Genomic DNA, 26,442 nt, shown 5'->3' on the forward strand with positions numbered 1-26,442 from the left:
ACCACAGCCGCGCATGGCGGCCGTACCGGTACGTCCGAGGCCCGCGGCTCAACCCGCTGCCGGGCGCCATCACTTGTCACCGCTCTTCGGCTTGCGCTGCTCCCAGCCGTCCGCCCACAGGTCGAAGCGGGCCTGCTGCTGCGGGAACTCGGCCGCCGCGTCCGTGTCCAGCTCGACGCCGAGACCGGGCTCGTGCGACAGCTCGAAGTAGCCGTCGACGACCTGCGGGGCACCCTTCACGACCTTTTTGATCTCCGCGTCCGCGAAGTCGTTGAAGTGCTCCAGGATCTTGAAGTTCGGGGAGGTGAAGCCGACTTGGAGCGAGGCGGCGGTGAGAACCGGACCGCCCACGTTGTGGGGCGCCACGAGGACGTAGTGGGCCTCGGCGGTCGCCGCCAGCTTCCGGGTCTCCCAGATGCCGCCGAGGTGGCCGACATCCGGCTGGATGATGTCCACGGCCTGGCTCTCGAAGAGCTCGCGGAACTCGATGCGGTCGTGGATGCGCTCGCCGGTCGCGACCGGGATGTCGACCTTCGCCGCCACCTTCTCCAGCGCCTTCAGGTTCTCCGGCGGGACCGGCTCCTCCAGCCAGGCCGGCTTGAACGGCGCGAGCTCGCGCGCGAGGCGGATCGCCGTGGCGGGCGAGAAGCGACCGTGCATCTCCAGCATCAGCTCGGCCTCGGGGCCGATGGCGTCCCGCACCGCCTCGATCAGCGAGACCGCGTACAGCGACTGCTCGTGGTCGAGCTCGAAGTGCCCCGTCCCGAAGGGGTCGATCTTCAGCGCCTTGTACCCGCGCGCGACGACCTCCTGGGCCGCCTTGTGGTACGCCTCCGGAGTGCGCTCCGTGGTGTACCAGCCGTTCGCGTACGCCTTCACCCGGTCGGTGACCTTGCCGCCCAGCAACTGCCACACGGGCACGCCCAGCGCCTTGCCCTTGATGTCCCAGCACGCCATCTCGATCACGGCGATGCCGGACATCACGATCTCTCCGGCCCGCCCGTAGTCGCCGTACTTCATGCGGCGCACGAGGTCCTCGACAGCGAAGGGGTCGGAGCCGAGAATGTGGTTGGCCTCCGCCTCCCGCAGATAGCCGAGCAGCGCGTCGGTGTGCCCCAGCATGCGGGTCTCACCGACTCCGGTGATGCCCTCGTCGGTGTGCACCTGGACATAGGTCAGGTTGCGCCACGGCGTCCCGACCACGTGTGTGCTGATTCCGGTGATGCGCACGGAAATTGCCCCTTGTGCTCTACGGCCCTGTTCGAAATTTCGTCACACGTTCGAAATGCTGGCCAGACAGTAAGGATCCGGCGGCGGCAGTGTCAATGGGGCGAACGCACAACGGTTTCGACCTGATGGGCTGGGAAGACGGCGAATGGTCCGTCCTGTCCTCAACTCGCCACGCCGGAACGGGGAGTTCAGCACAGAACTTTCACAGGCACGACTGTGAACGTGACCTGCGCGGAGTTTAGTCTTCCGGCGTCATGGACTACTGCCACCCGTGCCAAAGGCACCTCAATGGCGCCCTCGCTTGCCCAGGGTGCGGTACACCGGCCGAAGCGTGCCGGGAGTACGCGGCTTCTCTCGAGGACCGCGAGGATGCCGTCGACGAGCTCGACGACGACCCCGAGGGCGAGGAGCCGACGGGTGGTGGACGCGGGTCCCGGCGCCGGGGCGGCCGCGGGGTCCGGGCCAGCCGGCGCGACCGGCGTGCCGCGCTGCACCGGCGGCGGCGCAGGCGGGTGCTGCTCGTGGGCGCGGGGCTGTTGCTCGCGGCGGGCGGGCTCAGTCTGGCGGAGCTGGGCATAGAGGGCCCCTCCCAGGAGCCGAGGGCGGCGGCGGACGACGCGGCGTCCGGTACGTCGGCCTCCGCGGACGGCGCGGCGTCGTCCGACGACGAGGCCGGTGCCGGCGGCGGGGCGGGTGCGGGGGCGCCGGACGCGTCGGCGTCCCCCTCGGCGTCGGAGTCGGACAAGTCCAAGAAGGACAAGGACAAGAACGACGGCAAGGGGGAGGAGGAGGACGGGGACAAGGAGTCGGGCGACAAGTCCCCGACATCCGACCCCACGTCCACGGCGCCGGCCCCGGATCCGGCGACCCCGGACGACCCGACCACGTCGGACCCGGACCCGACGCCCACGAAGGACGACCCGACCCCGGCCCCGACCCCTTCGGAAACGTGCACGCGTTTCCTGTGGTGGTGCTCATAGCCTGCGGGCCGGTGGGGGCTGGTCGCGCAGTTCCCCGAGCCCCTGGCAGGGCGGGGCTGAGGCTATTTGGCAGCCTGCGGGTGAGTGGGGGTTGCTCGCGCAGTTCCCCGAGCCCCTGGCGGGGGCCGGATGGTCCCCTGCCGGAGGGGACGCGGCGGGATGTGTGTCCGCAGCGTACGACGACACACGTACGCAGCCACCGTGCGGCAACCGCGCCTTACGTCACCGGCTGCGGACGCACGTCCCGCCGCGTCCCCGCCACCCACAGACGAAACGCCGGCCCCCACCCACCCCAGGGGCGCGGGGAACTGCGCGATCAACCCCCACCCACCCGCAGCTCACCCACCAGCCGAGCCCGATCCCACCCCGGCGGAGCCGTCAAGCATCCGTAGCAGCAACCCCCGCAACACCACCCGCTCCTCCCGCGAGAGCCCCGCAAGCGGCTCCCGCGCGAAGCGGAGCGACTCCCGCAGGCTCCGGGCAATCCGCAACCCCTCCTCCGTCGCCGCGGCCAGCTTCACGCGTCGGTCCGCGGGATCGGGCCGCCGCTCCGCCAGCCCCCGCGCCTCCAGCCGGTCCACGATCCCGGTGACATTGGACGGCTCGCACTTCAGCTGCTGAGCCAGCCGCCGCATGGGCAGCGGCTCAAGGGCGAGCAGGCTCAACAGCTTGGCCTGTGCCCCGGTCAGCGCGTGCCCGGCCGCGGCGTCCTCGTACTCCTCGTGATAGCGGGACACGACCGTGCCGATGAGGTCCACGACCTCAAGCGTCAGCGGGTCGACCCGGGGTGTCTTCTGCGTGGCCATGGATTCCAGCCTACCCCGTTACTTGACAGCATGAAATATTAAGGCGCATGGTTGTTTAAGATACTGAACTAAATTGAGGCCTCAGAGCCGCTGTACCGAGAAGGGCGCCCCCCATGACCGACACCCCCGAGCTCGCCGCCACCAACCGCGAATGGCACCTCGTCAGCCGCCCGGTCGGCTGGCCGAAGCCCGAGGACTTCGCACTCGTCGAGGCCGAGGTGAAGCAGCCCGGACCGGGCCAGGTCCTGGTGCGCAACGAGTACCTGTCCGTGGACCCGTACATGCGCGGCCGCATGAGCGACGCGAAGTCGTACGTCGCTCCCTTCGAGCTCGGCAAGGTCATGCAGGGCGGCGCCGTCGGCGAGGTCGTCGCCTCGAACGCCGAGGGCATCACGGTCGGCGACCACGTCCTGCACTTCTTCGGCTGGCGCGAGTACGCCGTCGTCGACGCCAAGCAGGCCGTCAAGGTCGACCCCGAGGCCGCGCCCCTGAGCACGTACCTCGGCGTTCTCGGCATGACCGGCCTCACCGCGTACGCGGGCCTCACGCGCACCGCCGTCTTCAAGGAGGGCGACTCGGTCTTCGTCTCCGGCGCCGCCGGTGCCGTCGGCAGTCAGGTCGGCCAGATCGCCAGGCTCAAGGGTGCCTCCCGGGTCATCGGCTCCGCCGGCTCCGACGAGAAGGTCAAGCTCCTGACCGAGGAGTACGGCTTCGACGCGGCCTTCAACTACAAGAACGGCCCCGTACGCGAGCAGCTGCGCGAGGCCGCCCCCGACGGCATCGACGTCTACTTCGACAACGTCGGCGGCGACCACCTGGAGGCCGCGATCGGCTCCCTCAACCTCCACGGCCGTATCGCGATCTGCGGGATGATCTCCGTCTACAACAACACGGAGCCCGCCCCCGGCCCGAAGAACCTCGCCCGTCTCATCGCGACCCGCGGCCGTATCGAGGGCCTCCTCGTCGGTGACCACTACGACCTGCAGCCGCAGTTCGTCCAGGAGGTCGGCCCCTGGGTCCGCTCCGGCGAACTCAAGTACCGCGAGACGGTCGTCGAGGGCATCGACAACAACCTGGAGGCGTTCTTCGGCGTCCTGCGAGGCGACAACATCGGCAAGATGATCGTCAAGCTCTGAGGCTCCCGATGGCGATGGGCTTCGCCCTCCAGGGGTGCGGGGAGCTGCGAGACCAGCCCCCCACCGACCCGCGCTGTCAACTCAACCCCCGGTTCACGTCGCACCGCTCACGAAAGCGCTGCGACGTGAACCACCCGAATCAGCCGCTGATTCTCCGGCGGAACGTCCCTCAGGACACCGTCAGCAAAGCACGTGCGACCTGCGGGAACTGTCCCTTCGGGTGATTGCGGAACAGCGGCTCCGTGCCGAACAGCACGGCATGCGGACCGCTCACCACCGAGGCCTGCCCCGCGGCCTGCGCCGGACCGCCGCCGCCGTCCTCCAGCGCACGCCAGTGCCCGGACACGAGCGGGTTCCCGGCCGCGTACGACTGCTCCACGCGGACCCTGGGACCGAGGTCCGTGAACCACATCGGCGCGTACACGAAGCCGTGGTCCGGGGCGCCCGAGGTCACCCCGTCGGCCGAATTGACCACCCGCACCACGCCGTTGGCGTCGCCGTTGCCCTCGACGGGCTTGACCGCGAGGAGCCCCGTGGCGGCGTTGAGGGCCGCTCCGGTGGCTCCGCGGCCGATCATGCCCTCGCGGGCCAGGAAGCCGTCCAGGGCGGCACGTGCGGCCGTGTTGAGGCCTCTGTGGTCCAGACCTGCGGAGGCGAACAGGACGTCCGCCTTCGACCAGTCGAAGCCCGCGTTGAGGATCGCCGTCGAGACGGGCGTCACGTCGAAGTTCATCTCGCGCAGCGCGAACAGCTCGCCCGGGGTGACCGCCGCGGCGACCCGAACGCGGTGGAGCGGGGCCGTGCCGGTCGCCTTCGTCGCGTCGAAGGCGACGTCGTACTTCTTCGCCAGGACCACGGCCTTCGAGCGCGCCGATGCGGGCACGATCGCACTGCCGTCGGCCGCCCGCCGTACCGAAATCCCGTCCGCGAGAAGGGAGTTGAGGGCCGCGATCTCACGGGCGTCGTCGAGCCGCAGCCGGAGTGCGCCGCGCGGCGCCACATAGCCGACGTTCGCGGCCTCGTGGACCGCGCGGTCCGGCACGGAGAGCTTCACGGAGAGCTTCGACGACGTCCGTACGGTGTCGACCGTCGCGCCCCACAGCCGACCGAGGCTCCAGCCCGAGATGTCGTACATCACGGACACCTTGTCGCTGATGTCCCGCCCGTCCGACAGCATCACATTGGCCATACCGCGCTTGGGCTGACGCAGGTCGACGACGTACGAGCCCTTCGCGTACGTCTTCCCGGCGAGCCTGAAGTCCTTTGTCGCGCGCCGGACCTGGACGTCGTTGGCGAGCAGGTGGTCGACGAGCCGGGCCGCGGCGGTGGCCGAACGCTGTGCCTTCGCGCCCGCCGGGATCACGTACGCGCGCGGGAAGTCCGTCGTGTAGACGTCCTCCGGGCCGATGCCCGGCACGCCCGGCACGGTCTCCGGCGAGACCGGCACCTGCGCGGCGCCCGTGACGCTCCGCCGGAAGACCTCGATCTGGTCGGCGATGAGCGAAGTGCGGTTGGTCTGCGTGTAGTTGAGGCTCGCGCGCATCGCCGCGCCCGCGATGGCCACGTTGATCGCCGAGCGGCGGCGCAGCTCGGTGACGGGCAGGTCGTCGTACTCGTCGTTGTTCACCGCCATCGGGAACTCGACCGTGTGCGCGGCGACCGTGCCGTGGAACGGCATGTACTGCGGGGTGAAGATCGGCGGCCAGTCGTCCCAGCCCTCCTCCTGGTCCCGGAACGGGATCTGGGCGGGCTCCACACCGTCCTTGTCGGGCGTGTAGCCGAGGCCGTTGACGGCGGCCTCCATGCCCAGGGCGTTGGCGTAGGTGTTCTTCAGGAAGAGGTCGTACTCGTAGTTCTCGCCGTGCGGGGGAGTGGTGGGCTCGATGAGCGTGCCGTTGACGTAGCCGTGCAGGTCGACCATGACCGCGGGCTGCTTGTCGATCGCGATCTGGCGCATCGCGCGGACCTCGGGCTGCGAGGCGGTCACGAAGTCACGGTTCAGGTCGAAGCCGTTGGCGTTGGCGCGGGTGCCGGCGATACGGCCGTCCGGGTTCGCGGTGATGTTGAAGTACACGCGGTTGCGTGCGAGGAGGTCGGTGGTCGACCGGTCCTGGGCCGTGGCGAGTTTCTCGATGAGACCGAGGGCCGCGTCCGTGCCCTCCCACTCATTGCCGTGGATGTTGTTGTTGAAGAAGACGGGTGTCTTGTAGGTGCGTTTGATGGATGGGTCCTTGGCGGCGGCCGAGGGCGCGTTCTCGATCAGTTCGCGCATACGTTCCTGGGCGCGGGCCTGCTGGGTGGACTCGGGCGCGGTCACGGTGACGAGGTAGAGGCGGTGGCCGCCGGCCGAACGGCCCGCGACCTCCACGCTCACGCGGTCGCCGAGCCGCTGGAGCGCGTTCAGCTTCGGGGCGATGGCGTGGTACGGGGTGAGGCCGAGCTTGATGGACTTGTCGGCCGGGTTCTCCGGGTCCGGGGTGAGGACCTGCTCGCGCGGGTAACCGCGGGTGCCTCCGCCTCCGGCGGTTTTGGTGCCGTCGGTGAGTTTGGTGACGGGGGAGGTGAGGGCGCGGTCCGTCGTGCTCTCAGAGGTTCTGGCGGCGGTCCGGTCGGAGGCGCCTGAGCCCTCGCGGACCGGGGGCGCGGGCTGGGATGTGGGGTCGGCTACGGCGCCGTTCGGGGTGAGCAGGAGGGTGGCCGCCGCGGTGGCGGTGGCCGTGGCGATCAGGGCGGGTCTCGGCAGGCGCACGCGTTCCTCCGCTGGAGTTTCTTCTGTGGACATCGCTGACATCGGTACGCGGAGGTCTACCTGTTCAACTCTCCTGCAACAAGAGGGCGTTGGCGTCACGGGTGTCGCAGATGCCGCCGATACCGCCGATACCGCCGATGGAGGGTCCTTGGGTGTGAGACGGGGCATGCTGAGGGGGACGCCGGTTCGGAGCGTGTGTGCGTGCGTGGGTGTGTCCGTGTCCGTGTGCGTGAGGCGAGGAGGGTCCATGGCAGCGATTCCGTCGCTCCCCAGCAGGGATGACGTCGCGCGTATCGCGCGCAGCACGACCGACATCACCGGGCAACTGCTCGACGCGGCAGGGAACATCACGCGCATCGCGATCAACACCTTTGATCCGAGAGACGGTTCGGGGGCGGAGGCGTTGCGGGTGGTGCGGCAGACGACTGCCGGGGGTTGGTAACTGCTCGCCAAGGAGCGCATACAAGGCCGAATTGGCTCGATCGTGTGATGGTCGGCTTCCAGGCTTGCGGTGTCCTGGGCCGTCCGGGTTAACGTGATCGTGCGATCTAGGGGGTGTTTCGAAAGTCCGGTGCGGTGCCCGCGGTGTCCGGTGCGTGCTCTCGGTGTGCCGGCCGGAAGCCCTCGTACTGGACGTACTTGGGCTTTCGGCCGGTGCAGCGAGAGCGCGTGCCGGGCGCCGTGGGTGCTGTGCGGGACTTTCGAAACACCCCCTAGGACGCCGGGTACGGTGCCAGCGTGCGGGGCCCCTGCTCTACCGGAGTGATGGTTCAGGGCCTCCCCGTCGCCTCTGGCCGTACTCATATGGCCAGGTCGCACAGGGAACTGGCCTCCCGGGCCCGGACCACGCACAGGATGCGTGTCGCCGCCCCGGGGTCGAGTACGCCAGGGACCAGTGCGCCCAAGACCGTTCGGGGCGTGCGGCCGAGCGGGCTCACTCCCGCCCAGTCGACAGGAACGGTTGTGGTGGCGGTGCATGCTGTGTGACGGGTGTGGTGGGGGCTGTGACACTGTGCGGCTGGGCCGTGTGGGCGCGGTCGGCCCCCACCCACCCGCAGCCACTCGACCCCACCGGCGGAGCCCCCGGTATGGTGCGGGTATGCATGATCTTGGCGTGGGGTTTCGCTATTTGGTGCGGGGGCAGCGATGGGTGGCCCGCCACGGGAAGCAGTTCGGGTTCGGGCTGATCCCGGGCCTCATCACCCTCGTGCTGTACGCGGCGGCCCTGACCGCCCTGGCCCTCTGGGGCACCGACTTCACCGCCTGGGCCACCCCGTTCGCCGACGAGTGGTCGAGCCCCTGGCTCGGACTCTTCCGTGGGCTCCTGACGGTGGTTCTCTTCGCCCTTGCCCTGCTTCTCTCCGTAGTTACCTTCACCGCCGTGACCCTGCTTCTCGGTCAGCCCTTCTACGAGAACCTCTCGGAGAAGGTCGACCGCGACGTCTCCCCGGACGGCACGGCACCCGAGTCGGACCTGCCCCTGTGGCGCGAGCTGCTGATCTCGGCACGGGACAGTCTCCGGGTCGTGGCCAGGGCCCTGGTCTGGGCCGTGCTGCTGTTCGCGCTCGGGTTCATCCCGTTCGTCGGACAGACCGTCGTCCCGGTGATCGGCTTCTTCGTCACCGGTTTCTTCCTCACCGAGGAACTGACGGCGGTCGCCCTGCAACGCCGCGGTGTCGTACTCCGCGACCGTCTCACCATGCTGCGCTCTCGCAAGATGCTGGTCTGGGGCTTCGGCACCCCGCTGGGCCTCGCCTTCCTCGTCCCCTTCGTCGCCGTCTTCCTGATGCCCGGCGCGGTCGCGGGCGCCACGCTGATGGTCCGCGATCTGCTGGGTGAGGAGACCCGCGACGAAGAGGATGAGGAAGAGGGTGCGGAAAGCGGGGAAAGCGTCAGTCCGTGACCTCTGCCGCCACCTTCAGGATCGAGCGGACCTGGGCGATGATGTCGAGCCGGTTCTGGACGAACTGGGGGTCCGTGACCGTCCCGCTCGACGGATCCGTGTTGCCCGTTCCGAACTGCAGCACCGGCGTGTGGACATGGCCGCCGGGGAGCGAGGCGGTGAGGCCCAGCCGGTCCCGCAGCAGCGTCGCGCGGTACGCGATCTCGTTGGAGAGGTAGTCGCCGCCGCCACCCGCGCGGGCGGTCGAGCCGGGGGTCGGTCCTTCGGGGCGTACGACGGGAGTGGTGCCGCCCGCCGGGATCTCGGTCACCGACGTGTTGTCGTACACGGGGAAGCGACCCGTACTCGCGGCCACGATGTCCTTGTACGGCAAGGTCGTTGACGTCCACTGCGGCTGCGAGGCCGGGTCGGTGACCGGGATCGTCTCGGTGCGGGAGAGGTTCTCGTTGTCCCCGAAGCCGCCCCGCCAGGCCCCGTTGGTGCGTTCGACGTCGAACCGGCCCACCCGGCCCTGGCTGACCGTCGTGAACAGGTCGACGTGCGGGAGGTGCGGGCGCAGGGTCTGCTCCACCGTGCCCCCAGCGAAGTCCTGCCAGCGGACCGGGAAGACGGCGGTCTCGACGCGGGCCGGGCCGTCCGCCGTCTCGATCGTCGTGCCGTCGAGCGCGAGGGCCGTGGCCCCCGAGGGGTTCGAGATGCGGATGTCGCGGTCCAGCGTGAACGGGTCGAAGCCCGTCACCAGGATGCGCTTGACGCCCTTGCCGTGCGGATAGCGGATCGTGTTCTGTCCACGCGACGTCTGCTCAAGTGATGCGAGGAGGCTGGTGCGTTGGGTCTCGGTGAGGGTGAACTCCGGGTCCCACGCGCGGACTTCACGGGTCATGCCGAGTCTTGCCCAGTAGAGCGGGCGGTCGTCGTCTCTGGTCAGGTCGCCGACTGCCGGGCCCCGGCCCTGGGCACGGTCCACCGCCCGCTGCCACAGCCGCGCACCCTGCTTCGCGACCACACGCTTGGCCTCCGCGTACGAACCTGCCTTGGCCAGTTCTCGTACGAACTCCGGTGTCACCGTGTCGAATCCGGAGCGGGCCAGGATCTCCTGGGGCGCCGCCCGGTCGAGGCGTTGTTCCTCCACGGTGGGTGCGGCGGCGGGGCCCTCCGCGGCGAGGGCGGGCGGTGCGGCGAGTCCGGCGAGGAGGGCCAGGCCAAGGGTGCTGATCCGAACACGTATGTGCGTCAAGGTAGTTCAGGTCCTTCCGTCGCGAGTGGGGCCGTGGCGGGCTGGCCGCAGTATGCGTGACGGACGGGGCGCGCGCCACCGCGTGGTGTGGCGGGTTCGGGTGGAGCGTACGAGGTCAGGTGCGGGGCGCGGGGGCATTGCCGCTGCCGTCCGCCTCCGCTGGCGTGGGGCCGAAGGCAGGATGGAGGCATTCGCGGACTTCGACCAGGAGGCAGCCCATGACGGGAACCCAGGGAACCCGGTCCACCCCGGCCGACCAGGCACGCGAGGCCGTGGTCGAGGCGGCTCTCGCGGAACTCGGCCTGGACGCCAAGGCGCGGCTGCTCGCCGGACAGGACATGTGGTCCCTGCCCGCCCTGCCGGAGATCGGCCTGAAGTCGCTGGTCATGTCCGACGGCCCGATCGGTGTACGGGGCGTGCACTGGACCGCCGACGACCCGTCCGTCGCCCTGCCGTCCCCGACCGCGCTCGCCGCCACCTGGGACCCCGCCCTGGCCCGCCGCGCCGGCGCCCTCCTCGCCCAGGAGGCCCGCCGCAAGGGCGTCCACGTCCTGCTCGCCCCCACGGTCAACCTGCACCGCTCACCGCTCGGCGGCCGTCACTTCGAGGCGTACAGCGAGGACCCGTATCTCACCGGGCGGATCGGCACCGGGTACGTGACCGGCGTCCAGGAGGGCGGCGTCGGTACCACCGTCAAGCACTTCGTCGCCAACGACGCCGAGACCGACCGCTTCACCGTCAACAACGTGATCCCCGAACGCGCCCTGCGCGAGCTCTACTTGGCCCCCTTCGAGGCGATCGTTGAGAACGCCCGTCCCTGGGGCATCATGACCGCCTACAACTCGGTCAACGGCACCACGATGACCGAGCACCGCCACCTGGTGAACGAGATCCTGCGCGGCGAGTGGGGCTTCGACGGGTTCAACGTCTCCGACTGGCAGGCCGCCCGCTCCACCGTCGACGCTGTCGAAGGCGGCCTGGACGTCGCGATGCCAGGGCCGAACACCGTCTACGGCGAAAAACTCGCCGCCGCCGTCCGCGCCGGTGAGGTGGCGGAGACCAAGGTCGACGAGGCCGTGCGCAACGTCCTGCGCCTGGCCGCCCGCGTCGGCATCCTGGACGGCTCCGAACCGGTGGTCACGGACCTCCCGGCGGAGGTCGACGGAGAGTCGCTGGCCCGCGAGATCGCCCGCCGCGCCTTCGTCCTCGTACGCAACGAAGGCGCCCTCCCGGTCCCCGCGGGGCACTCGGTCGCGCTCATCGGCGCCGCCGGCCGCGATGCCCGCGTCCTCGGCGGCGGCTCCGCCACTGTCTTCCCGGCCCACGTCGTCTCCCCGCTCGACGGCCTCACCGCCGCCCTGCCCGAGGGCACGCTGACGTACGCGGTCGGCGCCGACCCGAGCGGCGAACTGGCCGCCGCCGACCGGGGGTTCGCGCTGAGCGCGGTCTGCCGCGACACCGACGGGAACGTCGTGGGCACGCGCTCCGCGCCGAACGGCCAGATCCAGTGGGTGGGCAACGACCTGCCCCCGGGCGTCACCCACGACAACCTCCGCAGCGTCGAACTGACCGGCACCTTCACCCCGCGCGAGAGTGGCCAACACACCTTCGGTATCAAGGGACTTGGCGCCTTCACCCTCACGATCGACGGCACGACGTACTTCGACGAGGTCCAACGGGTCGAGAAGGACGGCCCGTTCGTGACGTTCTTCGGCGCACCGGTGGAGCACGCCACGGTGGACCTGACCGCCGGTGAGACGTACGACGTCTCACTGCGCCACGCCGTCGATCTTCCCGACAACGGCCGGATGAAGATCGTCGCCTTCACGCTCGCCCACCAGGAGCCCCGGCGCGACCCCGACGAACTGATCGCCGAGGCCGTCGAGGCCGCCCGCGCCGCCGACACGGCGGTCGTCGTGGTCGCCACGACGGAACGCGTCGAGTCCGAGGGCTTCGACCGCAAGGACCTCCGACTCCCCGGCCGCCAGGACGAGTTGGTCCACGCGGTCGCCGCCGCCAACCCCCGTACCGTCGTGGTCGTCAACTCCGGCTCCCCGGTGGAACTCCCGTGGCGCGACGAGGTCGCAGCCGTGCTCCTCGGCTGGTTCCCGGGCCAGGAGGGCGGCGCCGCCCTCGCCGACGTCCTCACCGGCACCCACGAGCCCGGCGGCCGCCTCCCCACCACCTGGGGCTCCCTCGACACCGCCCCGGTCACCCAGGTCACCCCCACCGACGGCGAACTCCCCTACACCGAGGGCGTGTTCATCGGCTACCGCGCCTGGCAGAAGGCGTCCCGCACTCCCTCGTACCCCTTCGGCCACGGCCTCGGCTACACGGACTGGACGTACGACGAGATCGAGGTGAGGGGCACGACGGTCACAGTCCGCGTCACCAACTCCGGCACGCGCACGGGCCGCGAGACCGTCCAGATCTACGTGGCCCCCACCGAGCCCGACGCCACCCGCCCGCCCCGCTGGCTTGCGGGCTTCGCGACGGCAGAGGCGCCCCCGGGCGAAACAGCCACCGTCACCATCGAACTCCCCACCCGGGCCTTCGAGATCTGGGACGAGAAGACCAACACCTGGACCCTGATGAAGGGCTCATACGAGATCGAGGCCTCCCACTCGATCACCGACCGCAGGCTCAGGGCGACCGCTGCATACTGACCTGGCCTTCAGGGGCTGCCTTTAGGGGGCTGCTTTTAGGGGCGCGAGGAACTGCGCGATCAGCCACAACGAACCCGCGGTTTCAAAACGGCGCCCATCCCCCTCAGTCCGGAGGCGTACGCGCGGTCACAGCGGCGTACGCCATCTCGGCCAACCGCGCCTGCCCGTTCGTACTCGGATGGAACCAGTCCCAGGGGCTCAACTGCTTCATGCCGAACCGGTACTCGAACACCGCCCCACCATCGAAGCGGCACCGCTGATCCTTCGCGCACACTTCCCGCAGCACCGAGTTGTACGACTCCACCCGGTCCTGGACCGTGTCCCGCCGCAGCGTCGCCGCCGAGTCCAGCGCGTCGGCGTCACCGAGCATCGACGGGCAGATGCCGAGCTTCCAGATCTGCTTGCTCAGCTGGTTCGCCCGCCCCTCCGACCACAGCCGCTTCAGATCGGGCACGCTGGACACGTACACCTGCGTCTTCGGCAGCGCCTCCCGCAGCGTGGTCAGCGCGTCCGTGAACTGGGTGCGGAAGTCCGGCACCGAGGTCATCGCGGACACGGACGAGCGGCAGGCGTCGTTCGCGCCGGCCATGACCGTGACCAGTTCGGGCTTCCTCGTCGCGGCCTGGGCCATCTGGCCGGGCAGGTCGGCCATACGGGAGCCGGTCTTCGCGTAGTTCCAGCTGCGCCGGGCGGCGCCGGCCGGCCCGAGGAGGCGTACCGCGAGGCTGTTCACCTTCGTGTCGGTGCCGGTCGCCCAGGAGACCTCGGGGCAGTCGGACAGCACCGAGCAGGCGTCGAAACCGCGCGTGATGGAGTCGCCGACCGCGGCCAGCGAACGCGGGCTGCTGTCCCAGGAGGGCGTGGGGGACGGCTTCGCGGCCCGTGCGGCGGTGCCTGAGGGGCCGGGGGAGTCGCCGCCGCTCGCGTCGCATCCGGCCAGCGCGGCGACGCCGAGCAGGGCCGACGCGGCGCCCACGGCGACACCTCGTGAACGGTGGCCATGCTTCCGCATCCCCAGTTCCCCTCGCTCCTCGTGCAACTACAGACCCACCCACAGGCGTCCCCCCGGGTGAAACCTCCGTGTTTCCAGGCGTTGGGACCGACGGTACGTCACACTCCTTGCGCCGTCGCACGGTAGCCTCGCCACGTGGCTGCCCAGCCATTGACGTTCCGCCAAAGTAATCAAGATGCCCGTTCTGTCCGGAGGTCCCAGTGACGACACGTGGAGTTCTCTACGTGCACTCCGCGCCGCGTGCGCTGTGCCCGCACGTCGAATGGGCAGTCGCGGGCGTGCTCGGCACGCGAGTCAGCCTCGACTGGATCCGGCAGCCGGCCGCACCGGGTACCTGGAGATCCGAGTTCTCCTGGAAGGGCGAGGTCGGCACGGCCTCCAAGCTCGCCTCGGCGCTGCGCGGCTGGCAGATGCTGCGCTTCGAGGTCACCGCCGAACCGTGTGCCACCGCCGAGGGCGAGCGCTACAGCTGCACCCCTGAGCTGGGCATCTTCCATGCCGTGACCGGCATCCACGGCGACATCCTGATCCCCGAGGACCGCCTGCGCGCCGCCCTGGTCCGCTCCCAGCAGGGCGAAACGCAACTGGAGTCCGAACTCACCAGGCTCCTCGGCAAGCCCTGGGACGACGAACTGGAGCCCTTCCGCTACGCGGGCGAGGGAGCTCCCGTCCGCTGGCTCCACCAGGTGGTCTGACAGCCTGCGGCCGACCCCGAACGACAAGTGGCCCGGGTTCCTCACAGAGGAGCCCGGGCCACTCACCGTCAAGACAAAAACGGCTGAAATCAGACCGTACGGAACGCCAGAACCACGTTGTGCCCGCCAAAGCCGAACGAGTCGTTCAGCGCGGCGATCCGCCCCTCGACGGGCAGCTTCCGCGCCTCACCCCGAACGATGTCGGCGGTGGCCTCGGCCTCGGGGTCGAGGTTGACGACGTTGATGGTCGGCGGCGCGACCCGGTGGTACAGCGCGAGCACGGTGGCGACGGACTCGACACCGCCCGCACCACCCAGCAGATGCCCGGTCATGGACTTCGTACCGGAGACCGCGAAGTGGTCGGCATCGTCGCCGAAGACCTTGCGCAGCGCCTTCAGCTCGGCCACGTCACCGGCCGGTGTCGAGGTCGCGTGCGCGTTGACGTGCACGATCTCGGCCGGGTTCAGGTCGGTGTTTTCGAGCAGGTGCTGCAGGGCGGCCGCGATACCGCGGCCCTCCGGCTCCGGCTGCACGATGTCGTGGCCGTCGGAGGAGATGCCCTGGCCGACCGCCTCCGCGTACACCCGGGCACCGCGCTTGGCGGCGTGCTCGGCCGACTCCAGGACCAGGACACCGGCCCCCTCGCCGAGGACGAAGCCGTCACGGCCGAGGTCGTAGGGGCGCGAAGCGCCCTGCGGGTCGTCGTTGTTCTTGGACATCGCCATCATGTTGCCGAAGGCGGCGATGGGCAGCGGGTGGATCGCCGCCTCCGTACCACCGGCGACGACGACGTCGGCGCGGCCGGTGCGGATCATCTCGATCGCGTAGCCGATGGCCTCGGCGCCCGACGCGCAGGCGGAGACCGGGGTGTGCACACCGGCGCGCGCGCCGACGAGCAGACCCACGTTGGCCGACGGGCCGTTCGGCATCAGCATGGGGACGGTGTGCGGGGAGACGCGGCGTACGCCCCTCTCCTTGAGCACGTCGTACTGGTCGAGCAGGGTGGTGACGCCACCGATGCCGGAGGCGATGACCGTGCCGAGCCGGTCGGGGTCGACCGCGGGGCCCGGCGCGGCGGCGTCCGATGTCTCGGCGCCCGCCCTCTCGGTGTAACCGGCGTCCGCCCAGGCCTCCTTGGCCGCGATCAGCGCGAACTGCGCCGAGCGGTCGAGGCGGCGGGCCTGCGGGCGCGGAATGACCTCGCCCGGTTCCACGGCGATCTGTGCCGCGATGCGGACCGCCTGGTCGGCGGCCCATTCCTGCTCCAGGGGGCGGACTCCGGAACGTCCGGCGACCAGGCCCTCCCAGGTAGAGGCTGCGTCGCCACCCAGCGGTGTGGTTGCGCCGATACCGGTGACGACCACGGTGCGATTGGTCGGGCTCACGGGAATTCTTTCTCCAACGATACGAGGATTCAGCGGCGCCACCGCCGGGTGGCGGGGCTAGCAGCGTTCGGGCCGGGGGGTGGCTCAGCCCTGGTGCTTCAGGATGTACTCGGTCGCGTCGCCGACCGTCTTGAGGTTCTTGACGTCGTCGTCCGGGATCTTGACGTCGAAGCGCTCTTCAGCGGCGACGACGACCTCGACCATGGACAGCGAGTCGACGTCCAGATCGTCGGTGAAGGACTTCTCCAGCTGGACGTCCTCGACCGGGATGCCGGCGATCTCGTTCACGATGTCGGCGAGACCGGCGACGATCTCTTCCTGAGTGGCGGCCATGGCAGGCGCTCCTTCTTGTGTATCCAGAGGGTGTGGCGGTACTCCCGCCCGGAGGGTTCCGGACGGTGTGCCTAGGGGAGGGTAACGACCGTCGCTGCGTACACGAGACCCGCCCCGAAGCCGATGACGAGCGCGGTGTCGCCGCTCTTCGCCTCGCCGGTCGCCAGGAGCCGCTCCATAGCGAGCGGAATCGAGGCGGCCGAGGTGTTACCGGTGGTGCGCACGTCACGCGCGACCGTGACGTGTTCCGGCAGCTTGAGAGTCTTCACCATCGAGTCGATGATCCGCTCGTTGGCCTGGTGAGGAATGAAGGCATCCAAGTCGTCCGCAGTGAGTCCGGCGGCGTCCAGCGCCTCCTTGGCGACCTTCGCCATCTCGAACACGGCCCAGCGGAACACCGCCTGGCCTTCCTGCGTGATCGCGGGGAACTTGACCTCGCCCTTGGAGTCCAGGGGTAGTTGGGACACGTCACCGATCCGGAACTGGTCCCAGGGGACGGTCTGCTTGATCGTGGCGGCCTTGTCGCCCTCGGAGCCCCAGACGGTGGGGCCGATGTGCGGCTCCTCGGAGGGGCCCACGACGACCGCGCCCGCGCCGTCGCCGAACAGGAAGGCCGTCGCGCGGTCCTCCGGGTCGGTGAGGTCGGACAGCCGCTCGACGCCGATGACGAGCACGTAGTCGGCGGAACCATCCACCACCATGCCCTTGGCCAGCGTCAGTCCGTAGCCGAAACCGGCGCAGCCCGCCGAGATGTCGAAGGCCGCGGCCTTCGCCGTGCCGAGCTTGTCGGCGATCTCGGTGGCGATGGCCGGGGTCTGGCTGAAGTGCGAGACGGTCGCGACGACCACTGCGCCGATCTGCTCGGCGCTGACCCCGGCGTTGGCGATCGCCTTGCCGGACGCCTCGATCGACATCGCGGCGACGGTCTCCTCATCGTTCGCCCAGTGCCGCGACTCGATGCCGGAGCGCGAGCGGATCCACTCGTCGGACGAGTCGATGCGTTCGAGGATCACCTCGTTCGGCACGACACGGACCGGGCGGTAGCCGCCGACGCCGAGGATGCGCGCGTACGGGGCGCCCTTGTGGGCCCTGATCTTCGACATGCTCTGTCGGCTCCTTACGCGCTCAGGCCGGAGGCATGCTCGGCGATGAGCTCGCGAGCCGCTTCGAGGTCGTCGGGTGTCTTGAGCGCCAGCGTCTGCACGCCGGGCAGCGCGCGCTTGGCGAGACCGGTCAGGGTGCCGCCGGGGCACACCTCCAGCAGCGCCGTCACGCCGAGTTCCGCGAAGGTCTCCATGCACAGGTCCCAGCGGACCGGGTTGGCGACCTGGCCGACCAGCCGGGCCAGGACCTCCGAGCCGGCGGCGACGGCCTGCCCGTCCTTGTTCGACACGTACGTGACCGTCGGGTCGGCGGGCGACAGCTCGGCCGCGGCGCGGGCGAGGACGTCGACCGCCGGGGTCATGTGGTGCGTGTGGAACGCGCCCGCGACCTTCAGGGCCACCACGCGGCGTACGCCCTCGGGCTTGTTGTCCGCCAGCGCGGCCAGCTCCTCCAGCGTGCCGGCGGCCACGACCTGGCCCGCGCCGTTCACGTTCGCCGGGGTCAGGCCCAGCTTCTCCAGGTGCGGGATCGTCACTTCGGGGTCGCCACCGAGCAGCGCCGACATCCCGGTCTCGGTGACCGCGGCGGCCTCGGCCATCGCCAGGCCCCGCTTGCGTACGAGCGCCAGCGCGGCCGTGTCGTCCAGGACGCCCGCGAGGACGGCGGCCGTGATCTCGCCGACGCTGTGCCCCGCGACGGCACCGGGGAAGACGGCACCCAGTGCCGAGGCGGACAGGAGCCCGGCCGCCACCAGCAGCGGCTGCGCGACCGCGGTGTTCCGGATCGCGTCCGCGTCCGCCTGTGTGCCGTAGTGGGCAAGGTCGAGCCCTATGGCGTCCGACCAGGCGGCGACGCGGTCGGCGGCGCCGGGAAGGTCGAGCCAAGGAGTGAGGAAGCCGGGCGTCTGGGCGCCCTGGCCGGGAGCGACGAGTACGAGCACTCTCACACTCTCTCTTGTGGATGGGCACGGCCGCCCGTGGGGACAAGGACGAAGAACCGGAGGGGGAATTGTAGGGCCTCGACAAAAGCCTAGAGTTGGGGATCCCCATCGGCCAGACGCCCCAGGATCAGCGCGATCCGCAACGTGAACGCCGAACGTACATCGGAAGGCGACCAACCGGTGACGTCAGTCACACGTCGTAGCCGGTAGCGCACGGTGTTGGGATGCACGAACAGCATCCGGGCCGCCCCTTCGAGACTGCTCGCCTGTTCAAGATAGACGCTCAGCGTCTCCAGAAGAGCCGACCCGGCCTCCTCCAGTGGTCTGTAGATCTCCTCCACCAGCTGATCACGGGCAGCGGGGTCCGAGGCGATCGCGCGCTCCGGCAGCAGATCGTCCGCCAGAACCGGCCGCGGGGCGTCCTGCCAGGCGAAACACGCCTTGAGACCGGCGGCCGCGGCCTGCGCGGAGCGGGTCGCGGCGAGCAGGTCGGGCACGACGGGACCGGCCACCACGGCTCCCGCGGCATACGGCCCGATCAGGGACTTGGCGACCCCGAGCGGGTTGTCGCTGCCGCCCGCGATGACGACCAGCCGGTCTCCGAGCACCCCGGTCAGCACCTGGAGCTTGGCGTGCCGGGCGGCCCGCCGGATGGCCTCGACCGTCAGCTCACTGTCACCGTCGGGTGCCGTGCCCAGCACCACGCACACATGCTCGGGTGAGTTCCAGCCGAGCGCCGCGGCACGGGACACCGCCCCCTCGTCGGCCTCTCCGGAGAGGACGGCGTTCACGACCAGCGACTCCAGCCGGGCGTCCCAGGCACCGCGTGCCTCGGCGGCCTGCGCGTACACCTGGGCGGTGGCGAAGGCGATCTCCCGCGCGTACACGAGGAGCGCCTCGCGCAGTACGTTCTCGTCGCCCGGGGCCGCGACCTCGTCGATCGCGGACTCCATCACCTCGATCGTCGTCCGCACCATCTCCACGGTCTGGCGCAGGGTGATCGCCCTGGTCAGCTCGCGCGGCGCGGTGCCGAAGACATCGGTGGAGATGGCCTGCGGGGCATCCGGATGCCGGAACCACTCGGTGAATGCGGCGATACCGGCCTGGGCCACGAGACCGATCCACGACCGGTTCTCCGGGGGCATCGCCCGGTACCACGGCAGCGTCTCGTCCATGCGCGCGATGGCCTGGGCGGCGAGACTGCCGGACGACTTCTCCAGCCGCTTCAGGGTCGCGGTGTGCGCGTGGGCGGCGCGGGCGGCGCGTTCGGTGTTGCTGGATTCGGGTTCGGGCACGGGACAAGACTGCCTTATCAGGACGCGAGTATGCGGCGGCGGGTCTCGGGTGGCCCGCCCGACGGGTCTACGGTGGGGTCCGTGATGGACGTACGGCGCGCCGGCGAGCGCTACCGCGGAGGCGACCCGGCGGCCGGGATCGAGTCCCTGCACGCCTTCTCCTTCGGCCCGCACTACGACCCGGACAACCTCCGCTTCGGCGCGGTCATCGCCTGCAACGAGGAACGGCTCGCGCCCGGTGCCGGCTTCGACGAGCACCCGCACAGCCACACCGAGATCGTCACCTGGGTCGTCGAGGGCGAGCTGACCCACCGCGACTCGACCGGCCACGCGTCAGTGGTACGCCCCGGGGACGTCCAGCGCCTCAGCGCGGCGGGCGGGGTCCGCCACACCGAACGCAACGACGGGGACACACCCCTGACCTTCGTCCAGATGTGGCTCGCCCCGCTGGAGCCGGGCGGCGATCCCGCGTACGAGGTCGTCCACGGCATCGCCGACTCCACCCCGTACGCCGTCCCGGAGGCGGCCGCGATGCTCCACGTACGCCGCCTCACGCCGGGCGAGCGGACTGCGGTCCCGGACGCGCCCTTCGTGTACGCCCATGTCGTACGCGGCGAAGTCCTGCTGGACGACTCGCTGCTGAGCCCGGGCGACGCGGTCCGGATCACGAACGCGAAGGACCTGGAGGCGGTGGCCCGCAACGGGGCCGAGGCAGAGCTGCTGCTCTGGGAGATGGCGTAGGGCTCGCGCTACAACTCGGCCAGCACGGCGTCCGTGAACGCGGGCCACACCTCGACGGCCCACGGCCCGAACGCCCGGTCCGTCAGCGCCACACAGGCGACCCCTGTGCCCTTCCCGCCCGCCCACGCTGTGCCCTTCCCGCCCGCCCACCCTGCGTCTGGGTCGATCCACAGGAACGTACCCGACTGCCCGAAGTGTCCGAAGGTCCGCGGCGAGGATGAACTCCCCGTCCAGTGGGGCGACTTGGAGTCCCGGATCTCGAAGCCGAGGCCCCAGTCGTTGGGGTTCTGATGCCCGTATCCCGGCAGGACACCCTTCGTCCCCGGGTACTGCACGGTCATCGCCTCGGCGACGGTCCGTGGGTCGAGCAGCCGCGGCGCCTGCACCTCGGCGGCGAACCGCACCAGATCGTCGACGGTCGAGACCCCGTCCTTCGCGGGCGAGCCCTCCAGGGTCGTCGACGTCATCCCGAGCGGTTCGAGCACGGCCTGCTTCAGATACTCGGCGAAGGGAATCTCCGTCGCCTTGGCGAGGTGATCCCCCAACTGCTCGAACCCGGCGTTGGAGTAGAGCCGCCGCTGCCCCGGAGCCGCCGTCATCCGGTGCTCGTCAAAGGCAAGCCCACTCGTGTGCGCGAGCAACTGCCGCACGGTCGCCCCGTCGGCCCCGGCGGGCTCGTCGAGGTCGACGGCCCCTTCCTCGTACGCGACGAGGACGGCGTAGGCGGTCAGCGGCTTGGTGACAGAGGCAAGCGCGAACGGTCGGGTGACGGGGCCGTGACTCCCGAGCACAACACCGTCCGCCCGCACGACGGCGGCGGCAGCGGTGGGAACGGGCCACTCTTCAATCAGCGCAAGACTCTCCAAAGGCATGAGCAAGAGCCTACGACCAGGGCCAAACGAGGGTTCAGGGCAGCACCCGTCTTTTGTCTTTTAGGGGCGCGGGGCTGTGTTCATTTTGCGGCTCCGCCGCGTGGGCGCGACCAGCCCCCACCGGCCCGCACTCAAAACCGAAGCCGCATCAAAGGATCAGGCGTACGAACAAACCCCATCGCCGCATAAAGCGGCGCAGCCTCCGCCGACGCGGTCAGATCGATCTGCCCGACCCCCTGCTCCCGGAACCACTCCACCAGCGCCTCCATACAGGCCCGCGCGTACCCCCGCCGCCGCACCTCGGGATCGGTCGCGACACTGAACACGTATCCGACCCGCCCGTGCGGATTCCCGGCCCGCCCGATCCGGTACTCCAAGGTCCCCACGACAAGCGCCCCCAGCGCCCCCACCCGCTCGGGATGATCGACGACGAACGCCGCCAAACCCCCGTCGGGATCGGCCAGCCGCCCCCGTATGGTGGCCAGGGACTCGGCATGCCACTCGGTGGACGTGTCCGCCCCGGCCATGGAGTCGATCATCACCTGCCGCAGTCGGATCAGTTCCTCGGCGTCCTCGGGCACGGCACGACGTACAAGACTCATGATCGGCACGGTAGCCACGGACCCCGGCCGATGTCGTCGGAATTTCATCCGAATCCGCTTGCTTGGAGTGCACTCCAAGGTTTTAGCGTGGAGGCCATGACGGTGATGGAGACCACGGAGGCCGACGCCCACGCCTGCGCAGGACCGCCGCACGCGAGTCGGCGTCCGAACGGCCGGGACCAGTACACGATCAGCGAGGTCGTCGCCTTCACCGGCCTGACGGCGCACACCCTCCGCTGGTACGAGCGGATCGGGCTGATGCCGCACATCGACCGCTCGCACACGGGCCAGCGCCGTTACAGCAACCGCGACCTCGACTGGCTCGACCTCGTCGGCAAGCTGCGGCTGACCGGGATGCCGGTGGCGGACATGGTCCGGTACGCGGAGATGGTGCGCGAGGGCGACCACACGTACGCCGACCGCTTCGAGCTGTTGGAGGCGACCCGCCGGGATGTCCGGGCGCGGATCGCCGAGCTCCAGGACACCCTCGCGGTGCTCGACCGGAAGATCAATTTCTATGCGGACGCCGGGCGGGCCCTGGCGTCGGAGAGGTCCCGATGACGGACAGCAGGATCGCGAAGGCACCGCTCGGCACGGGCGGCCCGGAGGTCGGGGTGCAGGGCCTCGGCTGCATGGGCATGAGCTTCGCGTACGGCCCGACGGACGCCGACGAGGCACGGGCCACGCTGGAGCGCGCACTGGAACTCGGCGTGACGCTCTACGACACGGCGGACGCGTACGGGCAGGGGGACAACGAGGAGTTCCTGTCGCCGTTCTTCCGGGCGCACCGCGACGAGGTCGTCATCGCGACGAAGTTCGCCCTGGCGATCCCGCCGGACGAGCCGACGAAGCGGATCATCCGCAACGACGCGCCGTACATCCGGCAGGCCGTGGAGGCGAGCCTCAAGCGGCTGGGTGTCGACGTGATCGACCTCTACTACATGCACCGCCGTGACGTGAACGTGCCCATCGAGGAGACCGTCGGCGTCATGGCCGAGCTGGTCGCCGAGGGCAAGGTCAAGCAGCTCGGCCTCAGCGAGGTCACGGGCGGCGAACTCCGTGCCGCGCAGGCGGTGCACCCGATCGCGGCCGTCCAGTCGGAGTGGTCGCTGTTCAGCAGGGACATCGAGGCGGGCGTGGTGCCGGCGGCCCGCGAACTGGGCGTGACCCTGGTGCCGTACTCCCCGCTCGGCCGGGGCTTCCTCACCGGCTCCTTCGCGAACGCGGACACGGACCTCACGGCCGACGACTTCCGCCGCCACCAGCCCCGCTACAGGGGCGACAACGCGGCGGCGAACGCGGGCCTCCTGGAGCAGATCAGGGCGGTGGCGAAGGGCCACGACGCCTCCGTGGGCCAGATCGCCCTGGCCTGGGTCCACCAGCAGGCGACCGTGCACGACCTCCCGGTCATCCCGATCCCGGGCACCCGCAGGCGCACCCGCATAGAGGAGAACACGGCGGCAACACGCATCGTCCTGAGCGAGGAGGACATGGGCGTGCTGGACCCCATCGCCTCCCAGGTATCAGGCGACCGCTACGGAGACATGACGTTCACGTCGGCGGGCAGGGAGTAGCGAGACTTGTCAGGGGGGAGGGGGCGCGCCCTTCAGGGGCGCGGGGAACTGCGCGACCAGCCACAACGAACTCGCAGCCAACAAACTCCCCAAGGCCCCCACACCCCCTACCTCGCACCTCACAACTCAGCCAACAACTCGGCCTTCTTCACGGAGAACTCCTCATCCGTGACGAGCCCCGCCTCATGCAGCTCACCAAGATGCCGGATCCGGTCGGCAATGTCGGCCGGATCCCGCCGAGGGGCAGCCCCCTCCGACTTGGACGGCCCAGGGCCCGCGCCGCGCACAGCGGCAAGCACCGCCGCCGCGAACGGCAACGACTCATGAACCGGCCCGTACCCAAGCCCAAAAATGACGGCGGCAGGATCCTGATCCGCCTGAGCCGGCTGTGAAACCCCCGTATCCCGGCGAAGCAGCCGCAGATGCCCCTCGAAGACCTCGGGCGACCGCCACTCGACACCGCACAGGTCGGACACGGCGAAACTCTGATCGCCGGCCTTCCACTTCGCGGAGGACGCCCCCGTCCAGAACCACCGGAAGTGCACGGACTTCCCGTCGAAGGACGCCTTCCCGTCGTACGCCTTGAACTGCAGCGGCGTTTCGGGCGGTTCCACCAGATACCGCTCGGCGGGCCCCGTGTCCTTGCTCGCGAGCATCGCCCGCAGCTCGTCCGCGTAGTACTCGGCGAGTGTCTCGCGCTCGGCGGGCAGCACAAGGCGGTAGGGGTCGCACACATCCTTCAGCTGTCCCGAGGCCGCCTCCATGAGCGGATCCGCCCCCGGTCTCGGCTCGGCGCGCAGGACGACCGTCCCGCGCTTGCCGGGCGTCAGCGTCACCGCCGCGATCGCGTCGAGCGGGATGCGGCGCTCGCCGAGCGCCTGGAACAGCTTCGGCGTGCGGATCCCCCGTTCGAAGCGGATGAGCACGGAGTCGGACTCGAACTCCCAGGCGGCATGAAATCCGGCCAGTACGTCACCCATGCGGGCCATCGTATGCGGCATGCGCTTCCTAGTCCCTCCCTGAGCAGACCGCACTTTCTTCGTTCTCTACGCGCGTCCGGCTTCAGCCGTGCCGGACAAACCCTTCCGGCAGACGTCGTTCTCGCGGGCGCAGCGCACCGCGCGGTACGCGCCAATCCCGATCTCCGCGAAGTTCCGCAGGCTGTCGGTGCCGGGCACGAAGTACCCCGTGTGTCCCTTGGCGCCCCGCGCCGACATCACCCGCGCGCCGAACTCCGTGGACATCGGATCGGCCCCGTGACCGAGACCGCCGAACTCCAGATGCGGTACGTCCTCGATCCAGTCGTCGGAATCGCGTACGGCCCACACCCGGGCGGAGGTGTGCAGCTGTGCGGCCTTCTCGACGCGCATCCCGGGGCTGCCCGCCACCGCGATGTCGGAGACCCGGGCGGGCAGCGTGTGCGCGGCGACACCGCAGACCACGGATCCGTAGCTGTGGCAGTACAGCGCGACGCCGGAGCGTCCGGGCAGCGCTCGTACGAGGGCGTCGAGCCGGACCGCGCCCTCGTGGGCGCGAATCCCGGTGGCCGCATCCATGCCGAGTCCGCTGGGCGCCGTGTAGTCGGCCCAGGCGATCACGGCGGTACGGGTCTGAGGGCTCGCGGCCCGCTCGGCGTCGAGGAGGGACTTCGCCATGCCGACGGGGGCCGAGTACTGCTTACGGTCGCTGCGCTCGAAGGTCAGCAGGTTGGTGTCGACGCCGGGGACCACGACCGAGACCCGCTCGGCGCTGTCCAGGTCTCCGAAGACCTCCGCGACGCGGCCCGAGCCCATCGGGTCGAAGGCGAGGATGTGGCGCTCCCCGCTCATCAGGTCCTCGTACCGCTGCATCCGGCGGCCGGCCTCGCGCTGCCCGGTCGGTGAGAGCCGGTCGTCGTGCATGCGTGTGAGTTCGACCTCGCGTGCCTGGCCGAGGGCGATGCGGTTGGCGCGGTAGCGGAGTCGGACCGGCGCCCCGTTCATGTTGCCGACCGCCAGCGGGTAGCGGGCGGCGAGCCGGGCCCGCTGCCGCGCGTCGAGCGAGGCGAAGAAGCGGGCCATCCGGGCGGGCGTCATGTCGTCCGGGTCCGGCAGCCGATGGCCGCCTATGTGCCCGCGCTCCCAGGCGGACAGCGACGCCGCGTACGGCGTGGTCGCTCCCCGGTGGTTGCGCACGGCGGTCCAGCCGGTGGTCGCGAGCATCACGAACACCACGGCCAGCGCGAGCAGCATGCGCCAGACGTTGAGTTGGGGAGTGGAGTCGAAGGAAGTCACTGAAAGGACACACTAGGAGAACGAGAGTGTCTCGCGTTAACCGAGTGAGGCGGATCACGTTTCAGGAGGGGTAATTGGGTAAAACCGGACACTGGTCCCGCCGGGTCGTCACGCTGTGTAGATGAGTGACGAGCCCTGTCGGCAAGGGAGTTCGACTCTGTGTGCGGGTGTCGTCACTCAGTGTCCGTACGGTCGTTCCCGCCGCCCGGATGCCAGTTCTCCGTCAACGCGGGCCCCACCTGGTCGAGATATGAGGCGGTCAGCTCGCGCAGGGCGGTCACGCTGTGGTCCCCGCCCGCGTTCCACAGCCGGCCCGTCAGCCGCATCACTCCGCCGAAAACTGCCAGGGCGACGTGCGGGCGCGGATCGGTGTCCAGGTCGACGCCCTCACGCTCAGCGATCACCCGCGCGAGTTCCTGCTCCAACTCCTCCTGGCGGCGCAGGTGGGGGGCGAGCAGTGCGGGTGTCGACTCGATCAACTGGAAGGTGCGCATGTGCAGTTCGAGCGGGATGACGGCCTCGATGGCCTCGCCGATGGTGTCCCAGCTCGTCAGGAGGGCCCGGCGCAGCGCCTCCAGCGGGGCCTCCTGGGGCGGGCGGGCGCGGACCGCCTCGACGAAGTGCGACTCGGCCATCATCTGGACGGCGAAGGCGGCGTCCTCCTTGCCCGCGAAGTACCGGAAGAAGGTGCGCTGCGAGACGTCGACGGCCTCGACGATCTCGTCGACGGTCGTCCGCTCGTATCCCTGGGTCGTGAACAGCTCCAGGGCGGCCCGTACCAGCGCGTCCCGGGTGCGTTGCTTCTTGAGCTCGCGCAGCCCCGGCCGCGGCGCCGTCTCCATGGGACCTCTTCCCGTCCTCTTCGCCTTCCGGCGGGCCGCGGGTGTCCGGCTGCCCGGCGCGGCTTAT

Annotated in this window: 24 protein-coding genes; 9 read left to right on the forward strand and 15 right to left on the reverse strand. The window is 70.2% G+C overall.

All coding sequences use genetic code 11. The features are described 5' to 3' along the window. Positions 1-69 precede the first annotated feature (69 nt). Positions 70-1,230, reverse strand: a complete 1,161-nt coding sequence (locus OHA11_RS32985; protein ID WP_266502619.1) for a mandelate racemase/muconate lactonizing enzyme family protein — start codon at positions 1,228-1,230, stop codon at positions 70-72. A gap of 254 nt (positions 1,231-1,484) precedes the next feature. On the opposite strand from OHA11_RS32985, the gene OHA11_RS32990 reads away from it, so the two are divergent. Next, positions 1,485-2,210, forward strand: a complete 726-nt coding sequence (locus OHA11_RS32990) for a hypothetical protein (protein ID WP_266502620.1) — start codon at positions 1,485-1,487, stop codon at positions 2,208-2,210. A 338-nt stretch (positions 2,211-2,548) separates the two neighbouring features. Here the strand turns inward: OHA11_RS32990 and OHA11_RS32995 are convergent, their stop codons facing one another. Further along, positions 2,549-3,016, reverse strand: coding sequence for a MarR family winged helix-turn-helix transcriptional regulator (locus tag OHA11_RS32995; protein WP_266502621.1), 468 nt, complete (start codon positions 3,014-3,016; stop codon positions 2,549-2,551). A gap of 113 nt (positions 3,017-3,129) precedes the next feature. Here OHA11_RS32995 and OHA11_RS33000 point away from each other — a divergent pair, with 113 nt between their 5' ends. After that, complete coding sequence (locus OHA11_RS33000) at positions 3,130-4,152, forward strand: NADP-dependent oxidoreductase (RefSeq protein ID WP_266502622.1); 1,023 nt, start codon at positions 3,130-3,132, stop codon at positions 4,150-4,152. A 169-nt stretch (positions 4,153-4,321) separates the two neighbouring features. Here the strand turns inward: OHA11_RS33000 and OHA11_RS33005 are convergent, their stop codons facing one another. After that, a complete protein-coding gene (locus tag OHA11_RS33005) occupies positions 4,322-6,901 on the reverse strand; it encodes a M14 family zinc carboxypeptidase (protein ID WP_266502623.1) in 2,580 nt (859 codons plus the stop codon). A 247-nt stretch (positions 6,902-7,148) separates the two neighbouring features. On the opposite strand from OHA11_RS33005, the gene OHA11_RS33010 reads away from it, so the two are divergent. Then, the gene (locus OHA11_RS33010) at positions 7,149-7,343 is read left to right on the forward strand and encodes a hypothetical protein (RefSeq protein ID WP_266502625.1); all 195 of its coding nucleotides are present in this window, start codon (positions 7,149-7,151) and stop codon (positions 7,341-7,343) included. Between the two features lie 657 nt (positions 7,344-8,000). After that, on the forward strand, positions 8,001-8,804 hold the full coding sequence (locus OHA11_RS33015) for an EI24 domain-containing protein (RefSeq protein WP_266502626.1): 804 nt from the start codon (positions 8,001-8,003) through the stop codon (positions 8,802-8,804). On the opposite strand, the gene OHA11_RS33020 is transcribed toward OHA11_RS33015, so the two are convergent. Continuing rightward, positions 8,794-10,041, reverse strand: coding sequence for a pyroglutamyl peptidase (locus tag OHA11_RS33020; RefSeq protein WP_266502628.1), 1,248 nt, complete (start codon positions 10,039-10,041; stop codon positions 8,794-8,796). The genes OHA11_RS33015 and OHA11_RS33020 overlap by 11 nt on opposite strands. Positions 10,042-10,259: 218 nt before the next feature. Here OHA11_RS33020 and OHA11_RS33025 point away from each other — a divergent pair, with 218 nt between their 5' ends. Beyond that, complete coding sequence (locus OHA11_RS33025; protein WP_266502629.1) at positions 10,260-12,707, forward strand: glycoside hydrolase family 3 protein; 2,448 nt, start codon at positions 10,260-10,262, stop codon at positions 12,705-12,707. A gap of 103 nt (positions 12,708-12,810) precedes the next feature. Here the strand turns inward: OHA11_RS33025 and OHA11_RS33030 are convergent, their stop codons facing one another. Further along, positions 12,811-13,719 (reverse strand): SGNH/GDSL hydrolase family protein, encoded by a 909-nt coding sequence (locus OHA11_RS33030; protein WP_266502631.1) that lies wholly within the window; start codon positions 13,717-13,719, stop codon positions 12,811-12,813. Positions 13,720-13,919: 200 nt separating this feature from the next. On the opposite strand from OHA11_RS33030, the gene OHA11_RS33035 reads away from it, so the two are divergent. Then, the gene (locus OHA11_RS33035) at positions 13,920-14,414 is read left to right on the forward strand and encodes a DUF3145 domain-containing protein (protein ID WP_266502632.1); all 495 of its coding nucleotides are present in this window, start codon (positions 13,920-13,922) and stop codon (positions 14,412-14,414) included. Positions 14,415-14,503: 89 nt separating this feature from the next. Here the strand turns inward: OHA11_RS33035 and OHA11_RS33040 are convergent, their stop codons facing one another. From OHA11_RS33040 to fasR, 5 genes are all read right to left on the reverse strand, one after another. After that, the gene (locus OHA11_RS33040) at positions 14,504-15,799 is read right to left on the reverse strand and encodes a beta-ketoacyl synthase (protein WP_266502633.1); all 1,296 of its coding nucleotides are present in this window, start codon (positions 15,797-15,799) and stop codon (positions 14,504-14,506) included. Positions 15,800-15,883: 84 nt separating this feature from the next. After that, a complete protein-coding gene (locus OHA11_RS33045) occupies positions 15,884-16,132 on the reverse strand; it encodes an acyl carrier protein (RefSeq protein WP_055611752.1) in 249 nt (82 codons plus the stop codon). 71 nt (positions 16,133-16,203) lie between these two features. Continuing rightward, on the reverse strand, positions 16,204-17,235 hold the full coding sequence (locus tag OHA11_RS33050) for a ketoacyl-ACP synthase III (protein WP_266502635.1): 1,032 nt from the start codon (positions 17,233-17,235) through the stop codon (positions 16,204-16,206). Positions 17,236-17,249: 14 nt separating this feature from the next. Next, the gene (locus OHA11_RS33055) at positions 17,250-18,176 is read right to left on the reverse strand and encodes an ACP S-malonyltransferase (protein ID WP_266502637.1); all 927 of its coding nucleotides are present in this window, start codon (positions 18,174-18,176) and stop codon (positions 17,250-17,252) included. An 89-nt stretch (positions 18,177-18,265) separates the two neighbouring features. Further along, positions 18,266-19,471, reverse strand: coding sequence for a fatty acid biosynthesis transcriptional regulator FasR (gene fasR / locus OHA11_RS33060; RefSeq protein WP_266502639.1), 1,206 nt, complete (start codon positions 19,469-19,471; stop codon positions 18,266-18,268). A gap of 81 nt (positions 19,472-19,552) precedes the next feature. Here fasR and OHA11_RS33065 point away from each other — a divergent pair, with 81 nt between their 5' ends. After that, positions 19,553-20,212 (forward strand): pirin family protein, encoded by a 660-nt coding sequence (locus OHA11_RS33065; protein WP_266502641.1) that lies wholly within the window; start codon positions 19,553-19,555, stop codon positions 20,210-20,212. An 8-nt stretch (positions 20,213-20,220) separates the two neighbouring features. Here OHA11_RS33065 and OHA11_RS33070 read toward each other — a convergent pair whose 3' ends face one another. Next, positions 20,221-21,084, reverse strand: coding sequence for a serine hydrolase (locus OHA11_RS33070; RefSeq protein ID WP_266502643.1), 864 nt, complete (start codon positions 21,082-21,084; stop codon positions 20,221-20,223). A gap of 131 nt (positions 21,085-21,215) precedes the next feature. Continuing rightward, positions 21,216-21,686 (reverse strand): GNAT family N-acetyltransferase, encoded by a 471-nt coding sequence (locus OHA11_RS33075; protein ID WP_266502645.1) that lies wholly within the window; start codon positions 21,684-21,686, stop codon positions 21,216-21,218. A gap of 96 nt (positions 21,687-21,782) precedes the next feature. Between OHA11_RS33075 and OHA11_RS33080 the strand changes: the two genes are divergently transcribed. After that, positions 21,783-22,247 carry a MerR family transcriptional regulator gene (locus OHA11_RS33080; protein WP_266502647.1) on the forward strand — a complete coding sequence of 155 codons (465 nt, stop codon included), beginning with the start codon at positions 21,783-21,785 and terminating at the stop codon, positions 22,245-22,247. Further along, complete coding sequence (locus tag OHA11_RS33085; protein WP_266502649.1) at positions 22,244-23,260, forward strand: aldo/keto reductase; 1,017 nt, start codon at positions 22,244-22,246, stop codon at positions 23,258-23,260. The genes OHA11_RS33080 and OHA11_RS33085 overlap by 4 nt, the downstream gene beginning before the upstream one ends. A 119-nt stretch (positions 23,261-23,379) precedes the next feature. Here OHA11_RS33085 and OHA11_RS33090 read toward each other — a convergent pair whose 3' ends face one another. The 3 genes from OHA11_RS33090 to OHA11_RS33100 all read right to left on the reverse strand — a co-directional run bounded on the left by OHA11_RS33090 (position 23,380) and on the right by OHA11_RS33100 (position 26,375). Continuing rightward, complete coding sequence (locus tag OHA11_RS33090; protein WP_266507624.1) at positions 23,380-24,249, reverse strand: DUF4429 domain-containing protein; 870 nt, start codon at positions 24,247-24,249, stop codon at positions 23,380-23,382. A 57-nt stretch (positions 24,250-24,306) separates the two neighbouring features. Beyond that, a complete protein-coding gene (locus OHA11_RS33095) occupies positions 24,307-25,533 on the reverse strand; it encodes an alpha/beta hydrolase (protein WP_266502651.1) in 1,227 nt (408 codons plus the stop codon). A gap of 173 nt (positions 25,534-25,706) precedes the next feature. Continuing rightward, positions 25,707-26,375: a TetR/AcrR family transcriptional regulator gene (locus tag OHA11_RS33100; RefSeq protein WP_266502653.1), complete on the reverse strand. Its 669-nt coding sequence runs from the start codon at positions 26,373-26,375 to the stop codon at positions 25,707-25,709. Positions 26,376-26,442 lie beyond the last annotated feature (67 nt).

The sequence above is a fragment of the Streptomyces sp. NBC_00878 genome, assembly GCF_026341515.1.
In the GTDB taxonomy this organism is placed as follows: domain Bacteria; phylum Actinomycetota; class Actinomycetes; order Streptomycetales; family Streptomycetaceae; genus Streptomyces.

Bases quoted from the DNA above. Each gene is read 5' to 3' on its own strand.
- OHA11_RS33085 (WP_266502649.1), top strand. From the start codon at position 22,244: ATGACGGACAGCAGGATCGCGAAGGCACCGCTCGGCACGGGCGGCCCG.
- OHA11_RS33000 (WP_266502622.1), top strand. From the start codon at position 3,130: ATGACCGACACCCCCGAGCTCGCCGCCACCAACCGCGAATGGCACCTC.
- OHA11_RS33045 (WP_055611752.1), bottom strand. From the start codon at position 16,132: ATGGCCGCCACTCAGGAAGAGATCGTCGCCGGTCTCGCCGACATCGTG.
- OHA11_RS32990 (WP_266502620.1), top strand. From the start codon at position 1,485: ATGGACTACTGCCACCCGTGCCAAAGGCACCTCAATGGCGCCCTCGCT.
- OHA11_RS33075 (WP_266502645.1), bottom strand. From the start codon at position 21,686: ATGAGTCTTGTACGTCGTGCCGTGCCCGAGGACGCCGAGGAACTGATC.
- OHA11_RS33025 (WP_266502629.1), top strand. From the start codon at position 10,260: ATGACGGGAACCCAGGGAACCCGGTCCACCCCGGCCGACCAGGCACGC.
- OHA11_RS33100 (WP_266502653.1), bottom strand. From the start codon at position 26,375: ATGGAGACGGCGCCGCGGCCGGGGCTGCGCGAGCTCAAGAAGCAACGC.
- OHA11_RS33090 (WP_266507624.1), bottom strand. From the start codon at position 24,249: ATGGCCCGCATGGGTGACGTACTGGCCGGATTTCATGCCGCCTGGGAG.
- OHA11_RS33080 (WP_266502647.1), top strand. From the start codon at position 21,783: ATGACGGTGATGGAGACCACGGAGGCCGACGCCCACGCCTGCGCAGGA.
- OHA11_RS33010 (WP_266502625.1), top strand. From the start codon at position 7,149: ATGGCAGCGATTCCGTCGCTCCCCAGCAGGGATGACGTCGCGCGTATC.
- OHA11_RS33030 (WP_266502631.1), bottom strand. From the start codon at position 13,719: ATGCGGAAGCATGGCCACCGTTCACGAGGTGTCGCCGTGGGCGCCGCG.
- OHA11_RS33070 (WP_266502643.1), bottom strand. From the start codon at position 21,084: ATGCCTTTGGAGAGTCTTGCGCTGATTGAAGAGTGGCCCGTTCCCACC.
- OHA11_RS33015 (WP_266502626.1), top strand. From the start codon at position 8,001: ATGCATGATCTTGGCGTGGGGTTTCGCTATTTGGTGCGGGGGCAGCGA.
- OHA11_RS32995 (WP_266502621.1), bottom strand. From the start codon at position 3,016: ATGGCCACGCAGAAGACACCCCGGGTCGACCCGCTGACGCTTGAGGTC.
- OHA11_RS33050 (WP_266502635.1), bottom strand. From the start codon at position 17,235: ATGTCGAAGATCAGGGCCCACAAGGGCGCCCCGTACGCGCGCATCCTC.